The 25,396-nt window shown below is 45.0% G+C and carries 23 protein-coding genes; 9 read left to right on the top strand and 14 right to left on the bottom strand.

Annotated elements, in window-relative coordinates; translation table 11 throughout:
* Positions 1–344 precede the first annotated feature (344 nt).
* The gene (locus JGK36_RS04375; protein ID WP_293196313.1) at positions 345–698 is read right to left on the bottom strand and encodes a DUF2267 domain-containing protein; all 354 of its coding nucleotides are present in this window, start codon (positions 696–698) and stop codon (positions 345–347) included.
* A gap of 619 nt (positions 699–1,317) precedes the next feature.
* Here JGK36_RS04375 and JGK36_RS04380 point away from each other — a divergent pair.
* On the top strand, positions 1,318–1,773 hold the full coding sequence (locus tag JGK36_RS04380; protein ID WP_293176288.1) for a response regulator: 456 nt from the start codon (positions 1,318–1,320) through the stop codon (positions 1,771–1,773).
* Here the strand turns inward: JGK36_RS04380 and JGK36_RS04385 are convergent.
* The 4 genes from JGK36_RS04385 to JGK36_RS04400 form a co-directional block, all read right to left on the bottom strand.
* Positions 1,742–2,158, bottom strand: a complete 417-nt coding sequence (locus JGK36_RS04385; RefSeq protein WP_293176290.1) for a DUF2294 domain-containing protein — start codon at positions 2,156–2,158, stop codon at positions 1,742–1,744. The genes JGK36_RS04380 and JGK36_RS04385 overlap by 32 nt on opposite strands.
* A gap of 214 nt (positions 2,159–2,372) precedes the next feature.
* Complete coding sequence (locus JGK36_RS04390) at positions 2,373–2,759, bottom strand: BON domain-containing protein (protein ID WP_293176292.1); 387 nt, start codon at positions 2,757–2,759, stop codon at positions 2,373–2,375.
* Between the two features lie 236 nt (positions 2,760–2,995).
* Complete coding sequence (locus JGK36_RS04395) at positions 2,996–3,430, bottom strand: alpha amylase C-terminal domain-containing protein (RefSeq protein WP_293193863.1); 435 nt, start codon at positions 3,428–3,430, stop codon at positions 2,996–2,998.
* On the bottom strand, positions 3,424–3,711 hold the full coding sequence (locus tag JGK36_RS04400; RefSeq protein ID WP_293176296.1) for a glycogen-binding domain-containing protein: 288 nt from the start codon (positions 3,709–3,711) through the stop codon (positions 3,424–3,426). The genes JGK36_RS04395 and JGK36_RS04400 overlap by 7 nt, the downstream gene beginning before the upstream one ends.
* Positions 3,712–4,482: 771 nt before the next feature.
* Between JGK36_RS04400 and JGK36_RS04405 the strand changes: the two genes are divergently transcribed.
* Entirely contained in the window at positions 4,483–4,731 is a 249-nt protein-coding gene (locus tag JGK36_RS04405; RefSeq protein ID WP_293176298.1) for a hypothetical protein, read from the top strand.
* A gap of 387 nt (positions 4,732–5,118) precedes the next feature.
* Here the strand turns inward: JGK36_RS04405 and JGK36_RS04410 are convergent, their stop codons facing one another.
* Complete coding sequence (locus JGK36_RS04410) at positions 5,119–5,943, bottom strand: cyanophycinase (protein WP_293176300.1); 825 nt, start codon at positions 5,941–5,943, stop codon at positions 5,119–5,121.
* Between the two features lie 355 nt (positions 5,944–6,298).
* The gene (locus JGK36_RS04415; RefSeq protein ID WP_293149664.1) at positions 6,299–6,496 is read right to left on the bottom strand and encodes a hypothetical protein; all 198 of its coding nucleotides are present in this window, start codon (positions 6,494–6,496) and stop codon (positions 6,299–6,301) included.
* A gap of 476 nt (positions 6,497–6,972) precedes the next feature.
* Between JGK36_RS04415 and JGK36_RS04420 the strand changes: the two genes are divergently transcribed.
* The 5 genes from JGK36_RS04420 (at position 6,973) to coaBC (ending at position 14,204) form a co-directional block, all read left to right on the top strand.
* Complete coding sequence (locus JGK36_RS04420; RefSeq protein ID WP_293196315.1) at positions 6,973–8,883, top strand: acetate--CoA ligase family protein; 1,911 nt, start codon at positions 6,973–6,975, stop codon at positions 8,881–8,883.
* Between the two features lie 402 nt (positions 8,884–9,285).
* A complete protein-coding gene (locus JGK36_RS04425) occupies positions 9,286–11,370 on the top strand; it encodes a CHASE domain-containing protein (protein WP_293196317.1) in 2,085 nt (694 codons plus the stop codon).
* A 354-nt stretch (positions 11,371–11,724) separates the two neighbouring features.
* Positions 11,725–12,351, top strand: coding sequence for an alpha/beta hydrolase (locus tag JGK36_RS04430; RefSeq protein WP_293176306.1), 627 nt, complete (start codon positions 11,725–11,727; stop codon positions 12,349–12,351).
* Positions 12,352–12,396: 45 nt separating this feature from the next.
* A complete protein-coding gene (locus JGK36_RS04435; protein ID WP_096830400.1) occupies positions 12,397–12,609 on the top strand; it encodes a DUF2555 domain-containing protein in 213 nt (70 codons plus the stop codon).
* Positions 12,610–13,001: 392 nt separating this feature from the next.
* Positions 13,002–14,204, top strand: coding sequence for a bifunctional phosphopantothenoylcysteine decarboxylase/phosphopantothenate--cysteine ligase CoaBC (coaBC, locus tag JGK36_RS04440; protein ID WP_366516532.1), 1,203 nt, complete (start codon positions 13,002–13,004; stop codon positions 14,202–14,204).
* A gap of 126 nt (positions 14,205–14,330) precedes the next feature.
* Here coaBC and JGK36_RS04445 read toward each other — a convergent pair whose 3' ends face one another.
* Positions 14,331–14,717, bottom strand: a complete 387-nt coding sequence (locus tag JGK36_RS04445; RefSeq protein WP_293196319.1) for a transcriptional regulator — start codon at positions 14,715–14,717, stop codon at positions 14,331–14,333.
* A complete protein-coding gene (locus tag JGK36_RS04450) occupies positions 14,689–15,033 on the bottom strand; it encodes a type II toxin-antitoxin system RelE/ParE family toxin (RefSeq protein ID WP_293176310.1) in 345 nt (114 codons plus the stop codon). The genes JGK36_RS04445 and JGK36_RS04450 overlap by 29 nt, the downstream gene beginning before the upstream one ends.
* A 146-nt stretch (positions 15,034–15,179) precedes the next feature.
* Here JGK36_RS04450 and JGK36_RS04455 point away from each other — a divergent pair, with 146 nt between their 5' ends.
* Positions 15,180–15,650 carry a hypothetical protein gene (locus JGK36_RS04455; protein WP_293196321.1) on the top strand — a complete coding sequence of 157 codons (471 nt, stop codon included), beginning with the start codon at positions 15,180–15,182 and terminating at the stop codon, positions 15,648–15,650.
* 558 nt (positions 15,651–16,208) lie between these two features.
* Here the strand turns inward: JGK36_RS04455 and JGK36_RS04460 are convergent.
* The 5 genes from JGK36_RS04460 to JGK36_RS04480 all read right to left on the bottom strand — a co-directional run bounded on the left by JGK36_RS04460 (position 16,209) and on the right by JGK36_RS04480 (position 23,245).
* Positions 16,209–17,897: a DUF262 domain-containing HNH endonuclease family protein gene (locus JGK36_RS04460; RefSeq protein WP_293196323.1), complete on the bottom strand. Its 1,689-nt coding sequence runs from the start codon at positions 17,895–17,897 to the stop codon at positions 16,209–16,211.
* A 159-nt stretch (positions 17,898–18,056) separates the two neighbouring features.
* Positions 18,057–19,127: an aromatic ring-hydroxylating dioxygenase subunit alpha gene (locus JGK36_RS04465; protein WP_293196325.1), complete on the bottom strand. Its 1,071-nt coding sequence runs from the start codon at positions 19,125–19,127 to the stop codon at positions 18,057–18,059.
* Positions 19,127–19,813 carry a bifunctional 2-polyprenyl-6-hydroxyphenol methylase/3-demethylubiquinol 3-O-methyltransferase UbiG gene (locus JGK36_RS04470; protein ID WP_293176318.1) on the bottom strand — a complete coding sequence of 229 codons (687 nt, stop codon included), beginning with the start codon at positions 19,811–19,813 and terminating at the stop codon, positions 19,127–19,129. The genes JGK36_RS04465 and JGK36_RS04470 overlap by 1 nt, the downstream gene beginning before the upstream one ends.
* A gap of 93 nt (positions 19,814–19,906) precedes the next feature.
* Positions 19,907–21,067: a low temperature requirement protein A gene (locus tag JGK36_RS04475; protein ID WP_293176320.1), complete on the bottom strand. Its 1,161-nt coding sequence runs from the start codon at positions 21,065–21,067 to the stop codon at positions 19,907–19,909.
* A 225-nt stretch (positions 21,068–21,292) separates the two neighbouring features.
* Positions 21,293–23,245, bottom strand: a complete 1,953-nt coding sequence (locus JGK36_RS04480; RefSeq protein WP_293176322.1) for an FAD-dependent oxidoreductase — start codon at positions 23,243–23,245, stop codon at positions 21,293–21,295.
* A 374-nt stretch (positions 23,246–23,619) separates the two neighbouring features.
* Between JGK36_RS04480 and JGK36_RS04485 the strand changes: the two genes are divergently transcribed.
* Positions 23,620–25,302, top strand: a complete 1,683-nt coding sequence (locus tag JGK36_RS04485) for a N,N-dimethylformamidase beta subunit family domain-containing protein (protein ID WP_293176324.1) — start codon at positions 23,620–23,622, stop codon at positions 25,300–25,302.
* Positions 25,303–25,396 lie beyond the last annotated feature (94 nt).

Raw genomic sequence — 25,396 nt, forward strand, 5'->3', positions numbered from 1 at the left:
TGTAATTTGTTATCAGCAATTTATAATTATGAGTTAGCTCTAGGGGGATTAAATTGAAAATCTTTTATTATAGCATAGATTTTTTTTGCAAGAGGTCTATTGTTCTTGTGGGATGGGCGTCCCGCCCGTCCTTTCTAGACGGGCGGGACGCCCATCCCACAAATATGTGTAAATTATTTAATTTGCGATCCTAACTGGGTTTCTCAACAGACTTTGATGCGGACTAAAGTCCGAACGATCAAACCAATCTAGAAAGCGGGTCGATCGCACAAGCTTCTGACTGAGAGTGCAGAATGCTGGAAGAGTAAACCGGTTGCTCAGTATTTATACTGGGAAATATCCCGTTAAGCCGACTCCCAAATTTCCCGAATTCTCTCCGGCAAAAAGCTCGCTATTTCCTGAATTCGCTCCTGGGACAACTCATCCTTCGTTGCCGAAAATACACCCGCGATCGCAGTTTCCGATTTTACTCCCGAAGGAAGTGAGCCTTCTAGTTCGACCCTCCGTACAAACAAATTGGAATCGATGCCCAAAGGTGCAGGCCCGCGCAAAGGCTCACGCACCCGGCTTAGCAATCGTACCAGCGGATTCGTATCTTTCCAGAGGTCAGCTATTTCTGTTTGGAGGGTTTTGTCGTCCGTAGGTAAAACTTCTTTGTGCAGTTCGGCTTCCACGCGATCGCTGGCTTCTGTTGTCATCAAATCGCGCGGGCGGGCTTTCAACCAATTCTTTCTGGTAAGTTAAGTCGTCTCTGATTGCAATTGTCATCAACATCTCCTAGGTTAATATCTGGTAAACAGTCAGTAAAAAATGATATTTTTACGGGTTTAATTAGCGATAATTACTACTTAAAAACATTGAAATCTAAACCGGAGAAATAAGTATCTCTCAGCAGGTGGAAGTTGTTAAATTTATGTGCCTCATCTAATCTTTCTTTAGGTAGATACACGGAGGATATCAGTAGTGTAATGTTGAGGGAATTCTCAAAAACTGCGGCCACTCTTCAAAGCAAAAATTAAGCTAGGATAGTTTATTAGCAAGCTTTTTCCTAGTAATCGCCTCTTGTTGTCAAAGCTGACGCAACCTTAGGGCGTAAGTTGGCAATTTGCCCGGGGATCAGTAAAATTATGGAGATACTGTGGAGCGATCAACTGGTGCAGTCTTTGCCAGAACTCGCAGCCATATTGTACAATCTGGTTAGACCGAAGACTGGCCATCTGAGAGCTACAAATACGAGCCAATCTGTTTCAAGTGCCCGAGCGCCACTTGAAGAATGCCTCGGGTACAACTTTTACGATCGTTTTTCGATCTGGATTTATGAACTACCCTACGTGGAATCAGCATTTGGAATCTTCTTTAAATATGGGTCACCTGGCGGTTGACAAGCGTCCTCTCGTATTGGCTGTAGACGACAATCACGATAACTTAGAGCTGCTGACGCAAATACTCGATTTATTCGGCTGCGAGTGCGTAGGAGCCATGGACGGGTACAGTGCTCTTTCGACAGCAGTCTCGCGCTCTCCCGACCTAATCGTACTCGATATTTGTCTGCCCGATATAGACGGTATAGAATTAGTAAAGCGGATCAGAGAAAACCCGGATCTCAGACATATTCCGATCGTGGCCGTCACAGCACTAGCAAAAACAGAAGACCGGGATCGGATTCTCGAAGCAGGCTGCGTTGCATATCTTTCTAAACCTTTCAACATCAAGGATTTAGAACTAATTATCCGCCACCACCTCAACCATCAGCCACTTCTGGTTGAGTTTTAGACTTAGAAGTAGCATCGCGAACTTGAGGTGCAGACTCCAAAATTGCGATCGTTCCGGCGCGACCGGTCTCCAAAGTGGCATCGCTGAGGAGATCGATCACTCCCACACCCAAAACTTCTTTGATTAAGTCTTTCAGTGGCAATTCCAGAACTGACTCTAATTGCGATCGCACCTGGGAAGCCAAATCTTGCTGACCGTTCTGAGCCAGCAGTTTTTCTGGTTGAGTAATCGCATTTTCGATTACAATGATTAATTTGTTATCCAAAAGATTGCAGAGCGCCTGACTCGTTTGGTGTCCGAGTACAGATCGGTACAAAGCTTGAATCCCTTGCCCAAGACTCCGTTCTAATGTGCCGCGAGTAGGTACTAAATTTTCCCCGGTCATATTTTTTATGTACAGCAAGATCGCTCAAAAAAATAATTAATCGTTAACAGTTAACTTGTTAACCGTTAACTGTTCCCAACAACCGTCGCCCTAGCCAACGGGAGCATCTCAGTTTTGCAAAAAGCATTTTTTTTATTATAGTGCTGTCCCCGCTCGCGTATTCTACAACTCGCGAGCGGGGACAGCACTATAAATGCCAAACTGAGATGCTCCCCTAGCCAACAGTAACTTGATTGGTTTCCACCCCAGTTGCACCATTAATGCTTTTAGCAATTGTCACCAACTTGGTTACAATTTCCTGACTGGGAACTGTACCTTTGAGAACCACCGTAGTACCGTGTTGAGCAACATAAACAGTCTCAATGTCCGCCACATCAGGATTTGCATCGAAAGCCTGAGCCACCCGTTTAGCTAAACCGCTTTGATCGTATTCTCCATTCAATCCCATGCGTTCCGGCGGGATTGTTTTAGTCGCAGCCGCAGCAGGTTGAGTTTGAACTTGAGCTTGAGATGGAGCTACAGGTGCTTGGTAAGCAGGAGCTTCCACATTTTCTTGATTTTCCAGTTTTTCTAAACCAAACAGTCTTTTTAGCCAGCCCATAGAAGTTACCCTCTCACAATATTTTTGTTAATTGACATTTGGCACGGCGCCGTACAATTCTTATGCTCAATACCAGGAATTGCGATCGCCATTCAGGACGCATACACCGAGTTGTTATGGCCATCATGCTCGGTATAAAAACCCGGTCGATCGAGTTGTATGTGCCAGTCATAAATACAATTTAATCTTCTACAACTTCACCAAACCTCTGCCTGGGGACATAAATTTTTCTCATCTCAAAGAAATACATGAGCCGACCATTCCGGCAAATCAAACTTAAAGTCTTCTTCCCCAACTCCTACAATTTTGTTGTACATCCACTCGTGCCAATTTCCGGTATCGGGAAAGTTAGGAATACAGTAATCAGATAGATAAGTGTCCGAAAAATTGGCCACCACTACTATTCGCGAACCATCATCGTTCCAGCGATAGTAAGCGAGCACTTTAGCTTCGGCATTTTGGTGGATAAATTCAATGTTTTCGGTGTAAAGTGCCGGAACATTTGTCCGCAATCGAATCAGGTGTTTGTAGTATTCCAACAAATCATGATTCTGCTGATTGTTCAACAAAGACCATTGCAATTTATTCGGCTGGTTGGGGGTTTGGCGAGTGGATTGTCCGAACTCTTCGCCCATCCACAGCATCGGTATTCCTACTGCTGTGACTAGCAAAACTGCTGCCAATTTAGCGCGTTTAAAATATGAGCAGTGCTGTCAATCTCAGTAGCGTAGGGGTCATTAACTTTTACCCATTCGTCGGTTTCAAAACAAGGACTCTGCGACTGCACTCGGAACTTATATTGATAAATACCGCCTGCGAGCTGAATTTTAGTGTGGAAATAACCTCTATCATCTTTTTCTAAGGGAATTTCTTCCCATTTAGAAAAAGAGCCGAGCACTGTAGCTGCTTTGTTGTTGGGAGCGAAGAGTTTGAATTCAATTGCAGCGGCCATGAATACCTTTTACGCAGAACTTATAACTGTGATTAGTATTCATTTTTACAATTTTGCCAATCTGTCGCCATCGTTCTTAAGAGTTAAATCGTAACTCGAATGTTGTCACGAGTTCCGCGCGCACCCTACAGGGTGGTTTTATTGTCATCATAAAAATTAGGTACGTAGTTGGGCTTGGGCCCTCTTTATCTATACGTCTCAAGAGGGCCCAAGCCCAACTACGTACCTTTATCTCTCCGAACCCCTGAATGAAATCAAAATTGTAGCTAAAGTAACTAAAACTTATCGATCGCTGTTTATGAAAATTAATTTAACTTTTGATAACTAGATAAATCGCCTTCAGATATTAATATTTGTAACTAAAGGAACATTTTTTAGCTGACAGAGCTAATACCGTAGAAAGATGTCATTTTAGGCGGAAACAGCGAGGATGAGCTTGTAGTTATCAAGTAAGGGAAACCAGAAAGATAAATACTTTATTCAACTGGATTCTCGGGCGATCGCCTTTAAGTCAAGTTTGAGCGGATCAGAGCAATGATTATTTTTGCTTATACCTTGGTAGCACTTGTTTTTTAGTCAAAGACTGGGAAACTGTGCAGAACCAAAATCAGCTTAAACGACTGCTGCTACCTCAGTAATTGGTAATCGGTGAAAATTTCATCCGTCCCTGTTACCTGTTAGATCTTCCGAGCAGCGGCTAAGATGGCTCTAAAAGTTTAATTTGGGATGTTGACGAATTACCGTTACTGTAAAAACTCTGGAGTGTTAAAAATGCTAAAACAAATGTGTTGGTTGCCCAGATTGGGAGGCAATGGAGAAAAGATATTGCACCTGCGTACCGAAGCTCGTCAAGCGTGGCGGCCTTATACAGCTTTTCCGCAGTTCGCGGTTTCGGACTACATGGAGCCAGGGGGTTCTAAGGGATGGGCAACTTTTCAGAGGCTGATAACTCAAGGGTGGAATTTAGTATCGACTGAAGATGGGCAGCAGTCGTTTTTTGACGAACAAAAAAGTGCTTAAAAAAGCAGAAACGGCAGCAATAAAAGAAGAGGTAAAATCCTCTTCTTTTTATTAGTGTCTTGGACGAAGTATCAGGTTTTTTTAACCCTGAGATCGTGTCCGGTGGATTACCATCACAAAAATGTTCGTAGTGCGGACTTCAGTCCGTAAAAAGCTGCGGACTGAAGTCCGCACTACGAACAAAAAGGTTTGTAGTGCGGACTTCAGTCCGCTCTCATGCAGCTTCTATAACCACTAAACTAAGAGGGCCCAAGCCCAACAACGTACCTCATAGGAGAGCTCGATCCGCTATACTTCGTTCAAGCACTAAGGTGCGATCGATCGCACCCTAGATAATTTTGAGATTTTTGGACAGTTGCAGGTAAGTTGCCCGATCGCCCTTTCTGACTATGCTACCGTTGCTACCCTATCGAGCATCGGCTGGCGAGTTTTCAAATTAAACCGGTATCCGTGGGGGAGGATGTGCAACTTGGCCCCGCAAATCGCCAAAGCCTCATCCTTCAACAGTCCATCCATATTGTCGTGGAGTTTTTCCGACTCGTCGATGACAGTTACAGCCCCTTCGCCAATGACTTCAACCACGTCACCGCTGACTAAAATAGCTGTATTTTCGTCAATCCCAAATCCCAAGACTGCTGGTTGCAACAAGAGTGCAGCAACTAAGCGTCCCAGACGGCCTCGCTGGGCGAAATGCTGGTCGATGACAATTCCCGGCAGGAAACCCATTCCCGGGCCCATTGCTACCACGTCAACGCGAGGATTTGTCTCGGAGTCTCCTTCAATAATCATCATGTCTGGCATCATCGCCGCGCCTGCACTGGTGCCGCCAATAATCGCCCCTTCGGAGTAGCGTTTGTGCATAGCTGCGTCGAGTTTGGTATCTTTCAAGCAGCTAATAATCCGCGCTTGCTCCCCGCCGGTAAAGAATATGCCAGTCGCTTGTTCGATCGCTTCTAAATAATCTGGATTGTCAGCATCTTCGGCTTTCTGGGTGTCAACCACTCGCACATCTTCAGCGCCCAGCCTCTCAAACACTCTGATGTAATTATCTCCGACTTCTCCTGGGAGGCTGGTAGCAGCCGTCATCACTACAATGCGGGCTTTAGTGCCTCCAGCACACCGCAAGAATTCCCGCAGAATTTTGCAATCCCCGTCTTTGTCTTCGGCGCCGCCAATAATTAGCAACTTTCCCTGATTTTCGCTGCCAGCCATACGATCTGCACTCTTAATGGATTATATTTCACTAAAACATAACATTTTTGTTTCCTAACACTGCCAAAAGGTAGAGATTGATACAGAATAAACATCTGATTTTGATAGGTGTTGGAAGCACGCAACTCAAGCATTCCGGTTATTTCGCTCGAATGCGGGGCTGTAACGCGATTTTTTATAAAAAACTAACCCCTCCTCAGGCCATGGAGGAGGGGTCAAAAAATGAGTTTACATTACAGTCTTGGACGCGCGACGGGGTATCAACCCGATTTCTGACTGGAGACTTCACCCATAAACCTCTTATTTTTCGTATCAACCGGGTCGATCGGCGCTTCTAGATTAGTTCGATCGCGAATTAGTGCGATCGCTCGATCAAATTGCTCAATACTGTACGCGCTCGTTCCAAAGGCAGGTGTCGGGGTTTGCCGTTCCAGACAATCTGATATTCGTTGCTATGTTGACCGTCACCGTACCCAGAAATCAGCTTCAAGTGAAATGCTTCCTCAGCTAATTGATGAACTTGATCCCTGAGAGCAGTTTGTGCGATTTTCATAATTCTCTGCCTCTTAAATCCTTTTTCACAGTCATAGCCAATTTTAATTGGCCGTGTACCTCTCAAAAGTTATAGCTTTTTTTCATTAGTGATTAATAATTTAGTCATTAGTAATTTAGTCATTAGTGATTAGTATTCGTAATGGCGAATTGGTAATTGGGAATTGGTAATTGGGCAATTCTCCCCCTCTCCCTCTCTCCCCCTCTCCCCCTCTCCCATTCTCTCCCTCTCTCTGCAATATAGTGGCGATCGCACCCCATGAGGTATGCCAGATTCTGCGAATGTCAGGATTTGTAAACGGTGGCGTCTGTACCTCCAAAAACCCGATCGAGTCTATATGCTCGATCGATTACCGATTACCGATTAGCGGACATACCTCATCTGTCTGAGACTCTACAATATCTATACCCATAGGTAGTACCCAATGCGCCGACAAGAGAGCTAGGGTGACAAGTTAGCTCAAAGGAGGTCAAAAAATGCTTCAAGAAAAAAATACCGAGACAACCCGCGTCAATGCTAGAAAAACCGATGTTTTTGATATTTTCAACTTCAAACATTACATCGGGCCAAACCCTTATTTAGAAACAGCGGCTTTAGTTTTCGATTTTGCGGTGACGGAGGCGATCGCACCACAGCCGATCGCACATTATCATGAAATTATTGGCGATCGCTACCCGCAACTACTAGGCGAAACCTTCACGAACCACGCCCAACTGTTCGGCCGCACCGCCTCAGAAGTAGCAAAACTCGACATGGGTTTGCACTTCCAACACTGGAACGTCAAACCATTTTCTCACTTTAGCAGAATCAGCATAGAAGCAATTCACGCCCGCAGCGCCAGAGCCGTAGTTTACGCTGTTTGGGATTGGTTTGAAGCCATCAATCAAAATCAAGATTTCCCCCTAGAAGCACAAATTGGCGCGCTGCAAAATATGTTCCGCCAGTCTGTTTACGGAGGCCCGACAGTTTATTCATTAATGCGATCGGCATCCCAAAAAGGCATTCCCACATTTTATTTGTGGGATGAAGGATTGATGCAATACGGTTACGGTAAAAAACTGGTGCGTGGCTCTGCCACAACTTTTGATTCCGACAGCCATTTAGACTCGGATTTTACCACGCGCAAAGACGATTGTAAAGCTTTTCTTGCTACCTTAGGATTTCCAGTTCCCAAAGGCGATATCGTCTCCACAGAAAACGGAGCTCTGGGAGTTGCGAGAGAAATTGGCTACCCAGTTGCTATCAAACCAGTAGTCGGTCATAAAGGAATTGGCGTCACCGCAGATATCCGAGATGCAGAAGAATTGCAGGCGGCTTTTAAAAGAGCAGTCAACGCAATTCCCGAAACATGGCCCGTGCGAGTTATTGTGGAAAATAGCATCAAAGGAGCGGATTTTAGGCTGCTGTGCGTTGACGGCAAGTTTGTTTCTGCAACTGAACGTCGGCCCGCTTGGGTAACAGGGGACGGCGACTCAACTATTCGGGAATTGATCCGCCGCGAAAACCGCAAACCAGAACGCTTGGACACGCCAACTTCGGCGATGAGCAAAATTCAGTCCGACGAAGCGATGGAAATGTACCTGGAAGAACAAGGGCTGTCATTGGATAGTGTCGTAGAGCGCGATCGCACTGTATCTCTTCGCAAAGTAGCCAATCTTTCCGCAGGCGGCGTCAGCATCGATGCTACCCGCACCATTCACCCGGATAACATTGTTTTAGCTCAAGATATCGCCCTGCATTTTCGGTTAACTTGTTTGGGGATTGATGTTGTCACAGAAACTCTCGCCAAATCTTGGAAAACCGGGAATTTTGGGATTATCGAAATCAATGCCGCGCCGGGAATTTTTATGCACCTCAACCCGGCTGTCGGAGAAGGGGTTGATGTGCCTTCACATATTATTGATACTTTCTTTGATTCTGGAAAGTCAGCCAGAATTCCGATTATTACGTTCAACCGAATTTCGGTACACGAACTGCAAGAAACAATTGACCACATTCTGTTGCAACATCCTGATTGGACAATCGGTGCTGTTTGTCGCACTGGACTTTTTGTCAACCGTTCTGAAAAGGTTTTGCATAAAAATTACAATCTTAATGTGCAAACTTTGCTGCGAAATCCTAAACTCGATTTGTTGATTGCTGAATATCCCGAAAATGTTTTGGAAGCTGAGGGAATGTTTTATCAGGGCAGTAATATGGTGGTGCTGGATAATCCGGGGGAAACAGAGATGATTTTGCTCAGGGAAAGCACTGATGATGATACTGTGGTGGTGCGGGAAGGCAATAGTATTTCTATCCGCCGCCAAGGTTTGATCGAACAGTACAGTCTGGAGGATGGGGAACCGTTTACTCGGGTGTATTTGAAGGAAATTGGGACTATTTTGTAAGGTGCAAATTGCCACTTGAGTAAGGTGTGGGTTGCATACAATTAAATCAACACAAAGGTGCGAATTATTACTCGCACAAAGTAATAAGCGCACCTTCGTGTTGACGGTTAAGTGCAAATTGCTATTTAGGCAAGGTGTGTAGCGCCCACTCAAATTTAACAATCAAGTGCGAATTGCTACTTGTGTAAGGTGCATTCGGCGCACTATACTGAGGTAAAGTAATTGTTATATTGTCGTTACCAAACTAATATTTTCGTAGAAACCGAACTTTATGAAGATAAATTCATATTTGTGCGATCTTAAGTTTTGACACAATCTTGTTTCTGCGCTGTCGATCGTGTTATCAAGGAAATTCAGAACTATTTAAACGAATCGCACTCCGGTGCCAAAAACTCTGGAAATATGAATGTTGCGAGCAATTGGTTTAATTCACTGACGAAAAATTTACAGTCGTATCGCCGCTACATTCCAGCAGCGTTGACTCTTTGCACGGGTGCCGGCTTGTCATTGATAGCGGCTGCCGTTGTCTGGAATTGGGAAAATCAGCGGATGGCAGCAGAATTTCATCAGCAAGCCGATCGCCTGAATGCGACTTTACAGCAAAGCATCAACAAAAACTTAGATTTTCTGTACTCAATTCAAGCATTCTACAGCGCATCTGCTGAAGTTAGCAGACAAGATTTGAGGGAATTCGTTCAACCGGCACTGTCCCGAAATGCTGCTGTCTTTTCTGTAAACTGGGTTTTGCGCGTCCCGGCTGCGGACAAAGCAGCTTACGAACAGACAATTCGAGCCGAAGGTTTTCGGGCATTTCAAATCTACGAGCGAGATGCTGACAAAAAGCCTGTACCAGTAAAAGCGCGATCGGAATATTTTCCTGTCACGTACAGAGAAGCCCTGGAAGCAGATACAAAATCACTGGGTTTCGATCTGGCTTCCAATCCCGAACGCAAAGCAGCTTTAGAGAAGTCGGTGAATACCGGGAAAATAGCTGCTTCGGGGAAGATTAAATTAATTAAGAACGATAGACCTGGAGTGCAACTATTTCTGCCAGTACCTGGCCGCGCAAGTTCTCCAGATAACTCGGCAAACAGCCGCGAAAACCTCAGGGGAGTGATTTCAGGTGTGTTTCAGATTACCAATATGGTCAATTTTTATTTAGAATCACTGAATTTAGACCACATAAATTTTTATCTCTATGACAACTCCGCCACAGAAAAAGAACGGTTTTTGATGCGCTACGACTCGCAAACCAAGCAGTTTATAGATAATCCACAACTAGAACATCCAGAGTTAACTAATCTCCGGCAACCTATCTGTGAAAATAAGAGTGCTTGCACTCGCACATTCAACGTAGCAGACCGCCAGTGGATGCTGCTAGTTTTGCCGGGAAAGGGGTACGATAGTCTGAGCGCCCATGAGGGTTCGCTGGCAATTGGCGCGATCGGGCTTTTGATGAGTGGCAGCTTGACGGCTTACCTGTTGATGTCTCTAGGACGTACAGCCAAAGTAGAACACCAAGTGCGCGATCGTACAATTCAACTAAAAGAGCGCACCGCTGAACTAGAAACGGCACTGACAAATTTACAGTCAGCGCAATTAAAACTAATCCAAACTGAAAAAATGTCCAGCTTGGGGCAGTTGGTGGCTGGAGTCGCTCACGAAATTAACAATCCTGTCTGCTTTATTTCTGGCAACCTGAGCCATACAGGCGAATATACTCAAAACTTGCTGGAACTTGTGAAAATATACCAGCAGCAATATCCCAACCCAACGCCAGAAGTACAAGGAAAACTACAAGAGATCGATTTGGAATTCATTAGTGAAGACTTGCCTAAACTCCTAAAATCGATGAATGTAGGAGCCGAACGCATCCGCCAGATTGTGCTTTCTCTGCGAAATTTTTCGCGTTTGGATGAAGCTGAAATGAAGTCGGTCGATCTTCACGAAGGCCTTGACAGTACCTTGATGATTTTGGACGGTAGGCTAAAAGCTAGCGGTGATTTTCCCGGCATTAAAATTATCAAAGAATACGGCAAATTGCCCTTGGTGGAGTGCTGGGCAGGACAATTAAATCAGGTATTCATGAATATTTTAAGCAATGCGATTGATGTTTTGTATGACGGCGAAAAAAATAAACATTTAATCGCAAAATCTTCCTCAGAGTCGCCTTTTTTACCTACCATTGTGATTCGCACTGAACTTTTAAGTTATAATTGTGCGTGCGTGCGGATCGCGGACAATGGAGCGGGCATGACGGAGAAGGTAAAACAACGTTTGTTTGAGCCATTTTTTACTACCAAACCTGTAGGCAAAGGTACCGGATTGGGATTGTCGATTAGCTATCAAATAGTGGAAAAACATCAAGGTTCGCTCAGGTGCGTATCGGCTCCGGGAGAGGGAACTGAATTCTGGATTGAGGTACCCGTGCGGCAACAGCCCGAGCAATCAGTTGCTAATATTTCATCAGCGGTACGCGTCAGTTGACAGTTGACAGTTGACAGTTGACAGTTGACAGTTATATGGCGGTGCCAAGAGTGCGGGCCCTCTTAGGAATGAGAATTAAATAACTTACAATTTTTATTGTTATTGTGGGATGGGCGGGAGAACCCGTTCTTTCTAGACGGGCGGGACGCCCATCCCACAAATATGTATAAATTATTTAATTTGCGATCCTTAATTGACAGTTGACAGTTTAAACAATACCGATGCAACCGGAAACGATATTAGCAAGCACATCCTAATTTACATTTAAATATTACCGAAAACAAATATCTGGGATTTTACGCGCCGCGACAATTTATCATTGTAGTAAGGTCTGATTACCAATTACTAATTACGATGTCTTTACAATTTATTAGCATTCCGCCAACCACCGATCGCAAACCAGTCGCTTTAATTGTCGCTTTGCACGGATGGGGTGCTAATGCTCGGGATTTGACTGCGTTAGCACCGGCTTTCAATTTGCCGGATTATCAGTTTGTGTTTCCCGATGCTCCGTTTCCCCATCCCCAGGTAATGGGTGGCAAAATGTGGTATGACTTGGCAAACAAAGATGCTGAGGGATTGGTAGAAAGCAGGGAATTGCTGAAGGAATTATTGCTGTCTTTGGAAAGCAGCACGGGCGTGCCTTTGTCTCGCACGATTTTAGGAGGCTTTTCTCAAGGCGGGGCGATGACTCTGGATGTGGGTTTGACTTTGCCCGTAGCTGGTTTAATTTGTCTGAGCGGTTATTTGCACTCGTCGATTTCGCCCGTTGCTGGGAGTGCTTTGCCGCCTGTTTCGATCGTGCACGGTACTCAAGATAATATTGTGCCCGTTAGTGCTGCGGTGCGATCGCGCGAGAGTTTGACTGCTTGGGGAGCACCCGTGCAGTATCGAGAATTTAACATGGGACACGAGATTCTGCCGGAAGTTGTAGATGTAATGCGAAGTTTTGTTGTAGAAACTGTGTCTAAATCTGATTAAAGGCTTAGGATATAGTATGGCGGAAGTCTCGGGCAGGGTCAAAAAATGAAAACTTTAACCAAAGCATCGCGCGATATTGCTGTACTTACTTCTGAGGACGTGGCAGAATTGGCTGTCCGTTTGGAAGTTGACGATTATACAGATCCTTTTGAGGGATTGAATGATTGGCATTTGTTGCGATCGCTTGCCTTTCAGCGGCCGGAGATGGTTGAACCCTATCTCCACCTTCTGGATATGGAAGCCTACGACGAAGCATAGGCTTAAAAATCTAGCTCAAAATTTCGACGGGATTGAGGAAGAAGTTAGCAGCATATTTTGTTGCGGATTGAACAGATGAGTTATGGATTTTTGTCTGTTTTCATCTCAACTTCTTTCTTGATTCTTTTTTATTGAAATATGAAACAAGGTTGGTAGTGAGGACTTTAGTCCTTCATGGATGCGGACTAAAGTCCTCACTACCAACCAATCTTATATCCAAATAATATTATAAGTAAGTCGTTTTTTATCTAAAGGGATCATCTCATTTTTGAAAAAAGCATTTTTCATTATAGTGCGAGCGTCCCCGCTCGCGAGCAGTATAATACTCGCGAGCGGGGACGCTCGCACTATATGCAAAACTGAGATGCTCCCTATCTAAAATATAAAATCCTATGGTGAAAGGTAGACGAATTTTAATCGGCGTTAGTGGCGGGATTGCCGCTTACAAAGTTTGTGAAGTAGTTTCAACTTTAGCAAAAGCAGGAGCTGAAGTTAAAGCAATTCTTACGGATGCGGCCGGGGAGTTTGTCGCGCCTTTGACTTTTGCTACTCTTTCCCGCCATCCTGCTTTTACAGACAAGGATTTTTGGCAAGCAAATCACGGCCGCCCGCTGCATATTCAACTGGGAGAATGGGCGGAAGTTTTTGTAATTGCTCCCCTGACTGCTAATACTTTGGCTAAGTTGGCGGGGGGTTTTGCTGATAATTTGTTGACTAATACTGTCTTAGCTTCTACTTGCCCGATTCTGCTGGCGCCGGCGATGAATACTGATATGTGGGAACAGCCGGCGGTGCAGCGGAATTGGCGGGAAGTGTTGACTTATCGGCGCTATCATGCGGCGAATCCGGGGGCGGGAATGCTGGCGTGCGATCGCGCGGGTGTTGGCCGGATGGCTGAACCTAATGAGATTTTGCCTCATATTGAGTCGCTGTTGTATACCAAGGGCGATCGAGATTTAGCGGGCAAGCGGGTGTTAATCAGTGCGGGAGGAACCCGAGAACACCTCGATCCGGTGCGGTTTATCGGCAATCCTTCCACGGGCAAAATGGGCATAGCTTTGGCGCAAGCTGCACTGCATCGCGGCGCGGCTGTGACGCTGGTACACAGCATAACTGGGGAATTGTCGCTGTCTGGTGTACGGGCGATCGCAGTTACCAGCGCCCAAGAAATGCGACAGGCGATGCTAGAATGCTTTCACGATGCCGATTTGACGGTGATGGCGGCGGCGGTGGCGGATGTCAAACCAGTCGATCGCAGTAATCAGAAATTGCCAAAGCGATCGCTCCCCAATTCTTTACCGTTAGCGCCTGTAGCCGATATTGTGGCAGAGTTGGGGAACTTGAAGCAGCCGCACCAAAAGCTCATCGGCTTTGCAGCACAAACTGGGGATATTGTCAAGCCAGCGTTGGAGAAATTGCGGGCTAAGAAGCTGGATGTAATTGCCGCAAACCCGATCGATAAAATAGGTGCAGGTTTCGGCAGCAATACCAATCAAGCAATATTAATTAATACCGCCGGGAAGCAAGTAGAAATTGCACCTTGCAGCAAGCTAGAAATGGCTCACCGACTGTTAGATTTTGCGATAGAGCGGTGATATGATTCTCGGTGAATTAACGACCATATTTGTAGGGGCGGGTTCACAAAAAATCTTTGATTCACATTCACAATATCTATAAACCCGCCCTGACCGATGCACAGAATGCGATCGACTTCCAACTCGTTATAGATTAGCAGGTTCCGGGCATAATTCTGATTCCACAAAAGTTGTTGATTCCGACTCGGCCGGCAACTCAATATTTGCGATCTTAATTTCTAGTTTAAATCCTAAAGCTTCAAGCAATTCTACCAAACTGTAAATTTCCGAACCGCCGCTTTCAGTCAGCATCTTGTCGAGTTTTTCGTGATGTTCTTTTGCCGACTCCGAAAGAGCATTCATCCTGATTCTAGCCTCAATCACCTTTCTGATAGCATTTCTCAAAAGTGCGGGTTCAGGGTCTTTTTCTTCCAAAATAGCCCAGATATAGGCAGCAGCTTCTTCCGGCTCTTTGAGAGATTCAATTAGGTACTCGCGGTAGCTATCACTTGTCGGTGCTTTCACGTCTTTCATAATCTTCCCAGTATACTATAGCTTGTCGAATGTCTTGTTCTTGAGTGCTTTTATCTCCGGCTACTAGGATGACGACAATTGTCAACCCAACTTGTCCGAAGTAGACGCGGTAGCCCGGCCCATAATTAATTCTGAGTTCAAAAACTCCTTCTTTTACTGACTTGACATCTCCGAGATTACCTTGCTCAACTCGGTCAAGCCTAGATTTGATTCTAACTCTAACATTCCGATCGCGGAGGGCATCAAGCCACTCGGTAAATGGTGCCCTACCCTCTGCTGTAGTGTAACGTCGAATTTCCCTGGGTTGTACTTCCACAATTTTATCTTAATTCTTGGCTAATTTCTATAATAAGCGCGATCGCCCTCAAATTTAAAAAGCAAATCATACTTAAGACAGAGGCATTCGATCGCCTTTCAGGTAAACCTTGTGCAGGAAACTTTGATTAAAACAGGGAATTGTGAATGAACTTTAAATCGATCGCAAAAACCAATCTACTACTCAGCAGCCTAATCGTGAGTCTCGGATTCCAAACACTTCCAGCCGCAGCCGCAGTCACCGACGCGCAAGTTTCCGCCCTCGTAGAAGCGCTGCGACAAGCCGCCCCGCCGCAAACCGCAAATGACGGAATGTACAGTCAGTGGCAAGTTTTACCGGGTAATATTTCCCGCTGGGCAAAATTCTGTACCAAACAAGATTTAACACCGCAACAATTTGAAGCCGACGCCACAAAAGCCAAAACAATTGTTACCTGTATCGTGGGCGATTTGCTGCGCGACGAATACAAAGCTAGCAGCAACAATGAATTAACCGCTATCCGCCGCGCCGCTTGCTGGTGGATGACAGGAGAATCCGCAGCTTGCAAAAGTGGCGCCACTGCTACTTATGCGGAAAAAGTTGTCAGCGTTTACCAGCAGCAGCGGCCGAAAAAGTAAGGTTTTTGCTGCGGGATTTAGATTTTTTTGACCGCAGATAACGGCAGATTAACGCAGATGAATTGCGATTTTTAGCAGAGGTGTAACCAATCCTATCGAGCCATCGGATGTAGGTTTTGGGCTGTGTAGCCTTCGGGCAAGTTAGAAATATGGGTTGCCTTCTGCTAAGAAGCAAGCTATAATCAGTAATGTACGACCGAACTGTTCGATAGAGCAGTGTAGGCCGCGCCAATTTTTTTCATGTTTCGTTCGCAAGAACAAGAAGAGAACCCAACAACAGGGTTCTATTTTAATTTATGGATGAGTAACTTTTCCTTTGATTTTAGCTTTCAATCTTGAAGCAATGGGTGCATCTCAATGCAAGCGAATATATGCGTAGGGGCGAAGCATGACCGCAGAAAATAGGAGATGATAACTAATAACTTATATGCGGTCATGCTTCGCCCTCTTCCTTGCGCCAGATGCACCCGAAGCAATTTCTGGTTTGATTGTTAATTTTAGCTCTGGCTTTTGTGCTGATGGATAGATAATAGCAATTTGATATCCAATTCAATTATCCTATAAGCGCCAAAGATTCTTGAGAACATTAATCTGCTCTTTCTGTCGTCGAGCGATTACTTCTGGCGTCCATTCCTGTTCCCGCAGCACTTGGGTAGTAAGTGCAAAGGGTGAAACACCTGTTTTAGTGGTGAAATACTTCTGTTTTTTTACATCAAAATCATAATTTTGTGCCAGAGTGTTTTTCGCACAAGATAGTAAAACTAAGTTGCCAAGACGATGTACATATTGAGCGTGCTCTTGCTGATTAGCAAACCACTTCATCCACTCACTATTAGCACCTAGATTTTGGGGAAGTACGTGCTCGACAGTAATGTTGGAGAAGTTGTAAGATGCTTCACCTTCTGACAGAGCAGCATCTAAGCGCACCAAAACATAACGACGAATTTTTTGCATTAGGTAAAGGTCACTATCGAGGACTCTAAGGATATTGTTTGACTCTTCAGGAGTAAACTGGAGCGGTGAATAGGAATTGAATAAATCTTCCTCTTGCTCAATAGCAGTAAGCAATCTGCTGTAACGTTCTATGCGCTCATTGATATTGGCGCGGACAATCATTAAACCTGCGGCAAGGCGGTCTAAATCTCTAAAGAAACGCAGCAAATTATCGGGGTTATTACGGTTACGGTTGCGAGATAGGTAGAGAATGGCAGGTGGTACCCAGTCAAAATTATCAATTTTGTTTAACCATTTAAATAGTTGATTAATTTCCTGTGCACGCGCCTCGCTTTCATAGGTTAAGTTGTAAATGTCCGAAAAAGCCTTAGCATAAGGAGCTAAAATTTCATCAATGAATTGCTGAGGCCCAGCCGCAGGATTGATGTTTTCTTGAAACTCTTTAAGGATACTCTTGCTAAGTTTTTTCTTTTCCTTAATCATGCGAATATGAGAAAACAAATCTTTGAATAACTCGCGTCCCAGATTCTCCTCGGTATCTTCCCACTTTTTAGTATATTTTTCTTGTTGACTTTCGGGTATTTTTCCGATAATGTCAGCTTTCAAGATATCAGTTACAGAAAGATCTAATCCCCTATTGTTCAACACAGAGAATATCCGATATGCAGAGTCAAAGTCAGGCGTAGAAACCACTACTAAGAAGCACTGAGTAATGATGAACTGGGCAAGGCGTATACAGCAATGTTCGCCTATTGCATGGAAACGTTGCAAGAATAAATGTGCATTTTCTTTAATCAGCTTCTGACTATCCATCAGCTCAACACTGTTCAACTCTTTGAGCTTGTTAATACCACCTTCATTTTGAATATATTCCTTGAAAAAGTCTGCATCTCGCTCGCGCAAAGTCAAACGGTAACGATTAGGAGTACCCGCAATCAAGCTGCCTCTTTGGTATAGAAAAGTGGTCAAGTCATTGGCGTGTTCTGTTGGCAATGATGCCCTGAGAGCAGCTAGTAGTATGGTGAGAGTCGTTAGACGTTGCTGACCATCTACAATTTCAGCGGCTGGCTGCTCCGATTTAATCAAAACTATGCTGCCTAGAAAGTAGGGGTTGAGTTCATCAATCGTCTCGTTACCATCTCCCAAGAATGTTAGCAGGTCTTCCAGCAGTTCCCCAGCTTCCTCCTTTGTCCAAGCATAGGGACGCTGGTAGAGGGGAATGGTGAACATAAAGTCATCGCTAAAGATTTTTTTAATCGGATGTTGTTCACCCTTGATGCTGACACGGTTCATGCTTGGTTCCTGTGTTAGGTGTGGTTGGTAATTGCTTCCCGAAAGTCAATTTTCCCTGTTGCTAGAATACCATGCTCAAGCTTGGAAAGGCGAACTCTCAACTTAGCCTGTGCAGGCTGGTTCCATTCGTCGCGCCGCAGATGTCAATCTGCGGCTGAATCACCCATTTTCTGCCTGACTTCTCATCAACTTTTGCACGCTACCCAACGCCCGATTTAATTCGTAACTCTTTCTTTCCGAATTCTGCAAAAAAGCCTGCTGTTCTTCCTCAATCATTAACACATCCTGCCGCACCAAACCATCTAATAACTTTTGAGCGGCACCGAAACAGCTATCTTTGATAAACTTGCGAAACCACACAGGCAATTTGTGCAGCCGCCAAAACGCATTTAATGAGGTAAAATGAACTAAATAAGCGCGAGTTGCTGTCTCGCTTACCGGGCAAACTAAGCAGTAAATCTTAAAGTCGCTTCCCAATGTTGAAACCCAGTTCGGGTAAACATAACTCACGTCAAGCGGTTCCGGGTGCAGTCGGCGCAGAGACTTAAAAAATAACTGGGAAATTGACCAAATTTTATCTATTTTGTAATAACTTTGTGCTTGATAGCGAGCTGTTACTTGATGCTCGTCTTCTGCTAAACTATCTAATACCGGATTTGCCCAAGCTTGCCAATCATCGTGCAAGTGTCCGTGGTACATATCCATCAAATTTTCAATTAAAAATGAATAGTGTGCCTGACAGTCGATGACTGAGACTGTGGCAATATAATTGAGATGTTCCCACTCGGGCAAATCCAATAAATCTATTTTTTCGGCTTGGGTTTTGTCGCCGGGAAACAGCCAGATAAAACCGTTTTGCTCCTTGACTGGATAGGAGCGAATTTTGCAGTTAGGTAGCTTTTGGTTTTCTGCTAAATAATCGACTTCGGCGCATTCTCCGCTTGCATTTAATCGCCATCCGTGGTAAGCGCATTCGATTAAATCGCCTTTAACTTTGCCGTGGCTGAGTTTAACTTGTCGGTGCGGGCACCTGTCTTCTAAGGCGTTGATTTTGCCTGTACTGTCGCGGAAAAGTGCGATCGCCCGATGCCACAATATCACAGCTAGGGGCTGACTCTGTACCTCTGTGCTGCGGGCGACTGCATACCATTGCTCCAAATTAATGCCCAACTCGCGGATGTGAGTTTTTTCTCCCCTTGCAGATATCGATTCGATCGCATTATTTTGCATTACAAATTTTCCCAAATTACGCCCATAGAACAACCCAATCTTACAAAATAACAGCCGGGAAAGCAACGGCCGTAAATTCTTTTAAATCTCCCTTCTGACAAATACCTGTCGCTCGCTAAATGCTTCAACCAGCTTGGCGACAATCTAAATTTCAACAATCTTGAAGCATCGCGAAATCCGTATTTAGAACAATCGGGAATAAAATCTCTAATTGCACCTATAATGTAGCCGAGGGTGGCTGGTGTTTCGACTTCTGAGACATTATCTAAAAAGACAATTTTACCCTGCCGATTTAACAAGTTCTTAATGCCTGAGAGGGCGACGGGTAGGTTGGGTAGGTGGTGAAAAGTGGTGGCACTAACTATTAAATCAAATTGGCGATCGAGCGCTAATTGACTGGCATCCATTTGGATGTATTCGATATTGGGGGCTGAGCGTTTTTGACTAGCAATAGCCAGCATTTTTGCTGATAAATCTACCGCCACTACACGCTCGTAATACTTAGCTAATTCCCAAGCCAGAATGCCAGAACCGCAGCCAATATCTAATGCTGTACCTTTGTTGGAAGACAGATTTTTAGTAAAAAAATCGTTCTGGCTTTCCAAGGTGGCAGCGAAATCGTATTCTGTTGCAAAATCATCAAACGTTACAGATTTATTGGGAATTTTCCAGTTACTCTTCAGCATCTATTCTTGCTTTATACTCATTCAACATTTTACCCGCAGATGCACCCAAAGCCACGCGGATGTTTTTTTGTTCCCAAGCTCTGACTTTTCTCCTCAGCGAAACCACACCCACAAACCGTAACTCATCTGAATTGCTAGTAATATTACCAACAAACTCAGGAGAGCGATCGCTCCTAATCCTCCGAAAAGACCTACAATTAGTGTCACAACCGCCGCAGCTAACTTTAAGGCAGGACTCCATATCGGGTGAGCGGGTTCGTCCTCATCTCGGCGCAAAGTGGTTTCTAGTAGAGCAATCACAGCTAAAGAAATCGCTAAAGAACCACAAATTAAGCACCGCACGTTCAAAGGCAGCACTGTTGCTTTCGAGGCAATTACATTGTTGATTCCTGCCGCCGTTGCCGTCACCGACATTACCAGCGGCATATGCAAATATCCCCAAGCAAATACCCAACCAGTTGCAGGTTTTGGAGGCCTGCGAGCGACAAAATCAAAGTATATCCACCATATACCGAAAATCAGCGTCATTCCCAGAATTCCAGTGATGGCATGGGCGAATTCAAAGTGTTCTTTGGCGGCTAATCCTTGAACTACGCTGACTACGGCTTCCCCCAAAACTATAATCATAAATAGTCCGTATCTTTCGGGAAGTCTGGAACTGCTAAATTGGGGGAGTTTTGATTGGTGTCTGAGGGTAAATATCGGGGTATTGATATCTACAAATAAGCCAATTACCCACAAGATAAAACGTGTTGGGGGAGGTGCGAAAACGGATAAGATAAAAAAGGCGATCGAAATACTAGAACCAATGACAAACCGTTTCGCAGTTGGGCGGAAACTCGGTTCGTGGTAACCAGCACGCCACCAGAGAACAGTTACGATCGATCGCGCAAATACGTAAGATAAGGCAAAACCCACAGAGGTTTCTCCTAAACCGTGGTGGGAAAATACCGCCAATCCCGCTACAGCCAAAATTAGGAGAAACGTAAACAATCGATTTTCAATTCCTTCTGTCTCAAACCGCTCATTATAGTAAGTTGCACCGATCCAAACCCACCACGCGGGCAAGAATAGCAAGATGTATTTACCCGCGCCTACCCAAGAAACATCGATCGCCAAATTGTGCGATAATTCGGCAATAATAACTACGAATACCAGGTCAAAAAAGAGTTCCAGCCAGCTAACTTTTCGGTGCAATTGCTGTTCTTCGTCGGTGCGGATTTGCGGTTTTTGCCACCAGATTCTTTTAGCCATAAACCAATGTTTTGTGTGCTAATTTAACTCGAAATAAAATAAAAAGGTTCGTAGTTAGGACTTTAGTCCTTCTATGGATGCGGACTAAAGTCCTCACTACGAACCAGTTTTTTTTAAGGTTCGTAGTTAGGACTTTAGTCCTTCTTCTCCTGAGGACTAAAGTCCTCACTACGAACCAGTTTTTATTCGTGCGGACACGATTGAAAATCCGCCCCGCTGCAAACCTTAGATTTTCAGCACGCCTTCGGGATTCACCGTCAAGAGCGATCGCCTCTGCAAACCCTCCTGGTATAAAATAGCATTAGCTGCCAACAAACCGCTGCTCACCGCCCTTTCCATTAAACCGCAAGGAAAAGGCATTTTTACCCAATCTCCGGCAAACAACAGATTGGGAACAGCGCAGCAAGTCTCCGGCCTTTCCGCATAACTACCGGGCGGATAGCCCGAGAAATTCTTTTGATTTACCAACTCCCGGTGCAGCAGAGTTGCTGCTTTTAATTCCGGTACAATTTCATACAATTCTTGCTCAAAAGTAGCCAGCAAAACTTCCTGGTTGGGGAATTCCTTCTCCTTGTAACAATAAGCGTGCAGTTCCACTACGCTACCGCCAGTTTTCTGATGCCACTCGATGAACTGATCCTGGATTTTGTGGTAAAGTGTGATGCTGTCAGTCAGTTTGTAGCCGGAAAGCGAACTAAAATTGCTGTGTTCCCAGGCAAAATCGCGATCGAACCAAAAACGCCCAACCGCAAACGGATCGGCTATTTTCAATTCCTCAATTCGGCTCTGCACCTGCGGATTCACCTCACCGCTGGCCAAACTAAACAAATGCTGCATCCCCGGAACATCCGCCGCAAATACATAATAATCAGCCTTCAATGTTTCCCCTGCATTCTGCGGTTGCGACTTATTAGGAGCGGTGGCTAACTGTATCTCATCGGATTTTTTATCAACTACTTTAAATCGAGGCAAATCCCGTTGAGCAGGCCCGCTCACAACTCGCCCATCAGCATCAAAAACTGCCCCATGACAAGGACAGTGAAATTGACCGTCATTTTGTTTCTGAACCGTGCAGCCTTGGTGAGTACAGCTCAGAGAAATTGCCTCTTTTCCTCCGGGTGCGGCGGCAAACACGCTGTCGCCAGCGCCGAAATATTCCGTAGAGTTGCTGTCAGTTAACAGCGCGTTTCGCTTTACCCAAAAAGGTACTTTACTCTGCACGTCTCCAGACTGATAAGTCAAAGAATCAATCTGACCGTTTTCCCAGTGAATTCCGCTAACTGCGACATCTGTCAATACTTTGCCACCTTTACTTTCAATGGATCTGGCAATCGGCTGCACCAAACTCGTGCCCATATCTTGCCGCGTGCCGTTGAATGCCAAACCTTCGGGATTTCCGAAAAAGTAAAAGTGGAAGAATTGCATTAATTCTCCCACGCTCAATTCGTCGGGAGCGTTGAGACTGGACTTGGCAAAAGGCAGAAAATACAAGTCGTAAAGTCCGCGCGGGAATTCACCTTTTACCCAGTCAGCAACTGATATATTGTCAAGGCGAGCGAAACTTTTTTGAGTTTGAAAACCGCCGATTTCCCGAAAGACTTGCCAGTGAGCGGGTTTTGTCAGATTGATTCCCCACTTGAGCCTATTCGGAGAAGATATCCCCAAATCAACGATATTCCAGGGGAAAGCTGAATGGTTGGGACGGAAAACTTCTGGTTGGTATTTGCCGTCTCGAAATACAACGGCGTAGGATTCTAAAGATACAAAGTTATCGGTAATTTCTAGTTCTTTGACCACACTTTTGAGGTTGTAGTATTGCGGAAAAAAACCGTGAAAACCGTGTTCCATCATAAAGGTTTCGTTGCCGACTTGTATCGGCCAACTAGCAATTTTACCGCCGAGTTGGGGCGATTTGTCCAACAGCGTCACGGCGAAACCCCGCTGACTCAGTTCGTAAGCACAGGCGAGCCCTGCTAATCCTGCGCCGACAACTGCAACGGTTTTGGGTTTATTCAGCATTCGCGGCAAGTCAAGAGTATCTTGCACAAAAACGGCGGGTTCGGGCTTGGACAATCGAGAGTAGCCCAGCAGCCCGCCTGCGGCACCGACTCCGAGGAATTTGAGGGCGGTTCGTCGAGAAACTGGTGGAGATAGCGGTGGATTGGTTGATTCACTCATAAAGCTGGTTCACACAAATAAATCATCCGATTTTAGATTTCAGATTTTAGATTTTAGAGGCGATTCGCGGATGCTTCCGGGGACTTGTACCTAAAAACATCTCAAATCGGCTTTTCTATCTAAAACTGTTCGGTGATGGGACATACGCCATAAGGCATACATCATAAGACCTAATACATTATATGTGAAGAAAAATTCAGACAAATCACTCAGTCGGAGTAGGACGATCGCGCGTTGGCGAAGCCCTCGAAGAGGATCGCAAATTAATCTATCTCAGGTATGATGTTTCCAGGGCTATTGTAAAGTATTGTTACGCCCGATACACCCAAACCCAACCGTACAATCTATCACCTAAAATTCATAGACTTAAACCAGTGACAGTTAAACTATTGTCGAAATTGCGCCGCCGAGAGTTTCTGAAAGCTTTCTCACTTGGCTTAGCCGCCCCTTTTTTGTCTAACAGCGCAGCACATTCTCAAGACTATTCAAATATCGCAAAAAGTGCTATCGGCACCAATCTCACAGCCCGAGAAAACCAAAAACCCGGAACCCCAGACTGGGAGTTAGAAAATCCTGCTACGAAGCGAGAAATCGAAGGTTATGCCTCTCTGACCAGCGTCAATCTCGGCGGCGAAATTAAGTTATTTGTCAACACTAAAGAACCGAATTATAGCATAGAAATATTCCGCACCGGATGGTATAATGGACTCGGTGGCCGCCGGATGAATGACCCAATTGTGCGGAAGGGAATCAGACAGCCTCCGCCGAGAGAAGATGAAGCATCGGGACTGATAGAATGCGATTGGAAAGACCCGTATATTTTGCGAATTCCCGATCGCCCTTCCGACTGGACAAGCGGCATTTATTTAGCTAAACTCACTGCCAGTATCAGCGGGAAACAAAGTTATATCATCTTTATAGTGCGGGATGACGATCGCAAATCCGACATTTTATTTCAATCCAGCGTTACCACTTTCCAAGCGTACAACAATTGGGGTCACAAATCCCTTTACCGCTGGAACAGCATGGCAAAACAAGCTTACAAGGTTTCGTTTAATCGGCCCTACGCCATGAGTCCCAACCGCAAAGCAGCTTACGGCGTAGGTGCGGGGGAATTTCTGACAAATTTTCAGCCAAAAAGGAGAACTTCGAGCGCTGGTTGGGAATACAATATGGTCAGGTGGCTGGAAAAAGAAGGCTACGATGTTACCTATGCCACCAACATTGACACGCATTTTAACTCCCGGTTGCTGTTGTCTCACAAAGCATTTTTGTCCGTCGGTCACGACGAATACTGGTCGCGAGATATGCGAGAAAATATAGAAGCTGCTAGAGATGAAGGCGTCAGCATCGGATTTTTTGGTTCCAATATTTGCTATTGGCAGATCCGCCTAGAACCCAGCCGAATTACTAGGGAAGTAAACCGAACTGTGGTTGCTTATAAAGAAATGGCAGATTTAGACCCTATGGGCGCATTACAAAAAGAATTAGGCGCCGTTAATTCGATAGTAAAAATAGCTAATACTGGGGAATTAAGCTATGGAACAGAGCAACTAGAAAGCACTCAAATAGCAACAAGTTACAATAAATCGCCAGCACTTAATTCTTTAGTAACAACTCGCTGGCGAGACCACTCTATCGGAAGTCCAGAAGATGCTTTGATAGGTGTTATGTACGAGACATTTCAAGTTAATTCTGATATTGTGATTGATAAAAATGCCCCGGATTGGCTGCTGGAAAAAACTCAGTTAAAACAGGGCGACAAGTTACCGGGACTGTTGGGTTATGAAGTCGATCGAATGTTTGGCAATGCTCCGAAAAATATAGTTCGGGTCGGGCATTCTCCATACCCTCACGGCGGCGGGACTCGCTATGCTGACATGACGGTTTATACAGCAGATTCGGGGGCGAAAGTATTCGCGACTGGTTCGATGCAGTGGGCGTGGGGATTAGACGATTACAATGCGCCGCAGTTGCGATCGCCTGTTTTAAATGCCGGAGCTCAGCAGATAACGCGAAACGTTTTAGCAAAGCTGTTAAATTCAGCCAAAAAGTAAATTATGTAATAACTATCCTCTATCTCCATAAGCGGCAAGGTAAAGGGAAGCAGAGCCTCCGAATCTGCATTACTAGGCTCTTCCTGGTAACGAG

Origin of the sequence: Microcoleus sp. PH2017_35_SFW_U_B, from assembly GCF_020737865.1 — a bacterium.
Lineage (GTDB): Bacteria > Cyanobacteriota > Cyanobacteriia > Cyanobacteriales > Microcoleaceae > Microcoleus.

Coding starts and splice junctions, on each gene's coding strand:
- JGK36_RS04375 (WP_293196313.1), bottom strand. CDS start 698: ATGACAACAGAAGCCAGCGATCGCGTGGAAGCCGAACTGCACAAAGAA.
- JGK36_RS04380 (WP_293176288.1), top strand. CDS start 1,318: ATGAACTACCCTACGTGGAATCAGCATTTGGAATCTTCTTTAAATATG.
- JGK36_RS04385 (WP_293176290.1), bottom strand. CDS start 2,158: ATGACCGGGGAAAATTTAGTACCTACTCGCGGCACATTAGAACGGAGT.
- JGK36_RS04390 (WP_293176292.1), bottom strand. CDS start 2,759: ATGGGCTGGCTAAAAAGACTGTTTGGTTTAGAAAAACTGGAAAATCAA.
- JGK36_RS04400 (WP_293176296.1), bottom strand. CDS start 3,711: ATGGCCGCTGCAATTGAATTCAAACTCTTCGCTCCCAACAACAAAGCA.
- JGK36_RS04405 (WP_293176298.1), top strand. CDS start 4,483: ATGCTAAAACAAATGTGTTGGTTGCCCAGATTGGGAGGCAATGGAGAA.
- JGK36_RS04410 (WP_293176300.1), bottom strand. CDS start 5,943: ATGGCTGGCAGCGAAAATCAGGGAAAGTTGCTAATTATTGGCGGCGCC.
- JGK36_RS04415 (WP_293149664.1), bottom strand. CDS start 6,496: ATGAAAATCGCACAAACTGCTCTCAGGGATCAAGTTCATCAATTAGCT.
- JGK36_RS04420 (WP_293196315.1), top strand. CDS start 6,973: ATGCTTCAAGAAAAAAATACCGAGACAACCCGCGTCAATGCTAGAAAA.
- JGK36_RS04425 (WP_293196317.1), top strand. CDS start 9,286: ATGAATGTTGCGAGCAATTGGTTTAATTCACTGACGAAAAATTTACAG.
- JGK36_RS04430 (WP_293176306.1), top strand. CDS start 11,725: ATGTCTTTACAATTTATTAGCATTCCGCCAACCACCGATCGCAAACCA.
- JGK36_RS04435 (WP_096830400.1), top strand. CDS start 12,397: ATGAAAACTTTAACCAAAGCATCGCGCGATATTGCTGTACTTACTTCT.
- coaBC (WP_366516532.1), top strand. CDS start 13,002: ATGGTGAAAGGTAGACGAATTTTAATCGGCGTTAGTGGCGGGATTGCC.
- JGK36_RS04445 (WP_293196319.1), bottom strand. CDS start 14,717: ATGAAAGACGTGAAAGCACCGACAAGTGATAGCTACCGCGAGTACCTA.
- JGK36_RS04455 (WP_293196321.1), top strand. CDS start 15,180: ATGAACTTTAAATCGATCGCAAAAACCAATCTACTACTCAGCAGCCTA.
- JGK36_RS04460 (WP_293196323.1), bottom strand. CDS start 17,897: ATGAACCGTGTCAGCATCAAGGGTGAACAACATCCGATTAAAAAAATC.
- JGK36_RS04465 (WP_293196325.1), bottom strand. CDS start 19,127: ATGCAAAATAATGCGATCGAATCGATATCTGCAAGGGGAGAAAAAACT.
- JGK36_RS04470 (WP_293176318.1), bottom strand. CDS start 19,813: ATGCTGAAGAGTAACTGGAAAATTCCCAATAAATCTGTAACGTTTGAT.
- JGK36_RS04475 (WP_293176320.1), bottom strand. CDS start 21,067: ATGGCTAAAAGAATCTGGTGGCAAAAACCGCAAATCCGCACCGACGAA.
- JGK36_RS04480 (WP_293176322.1), bottom strand. CDS start 23,245: ATGAGTGAATCAACCAATCCACCGCTATCTCCACCAGTTTCTCGACGA.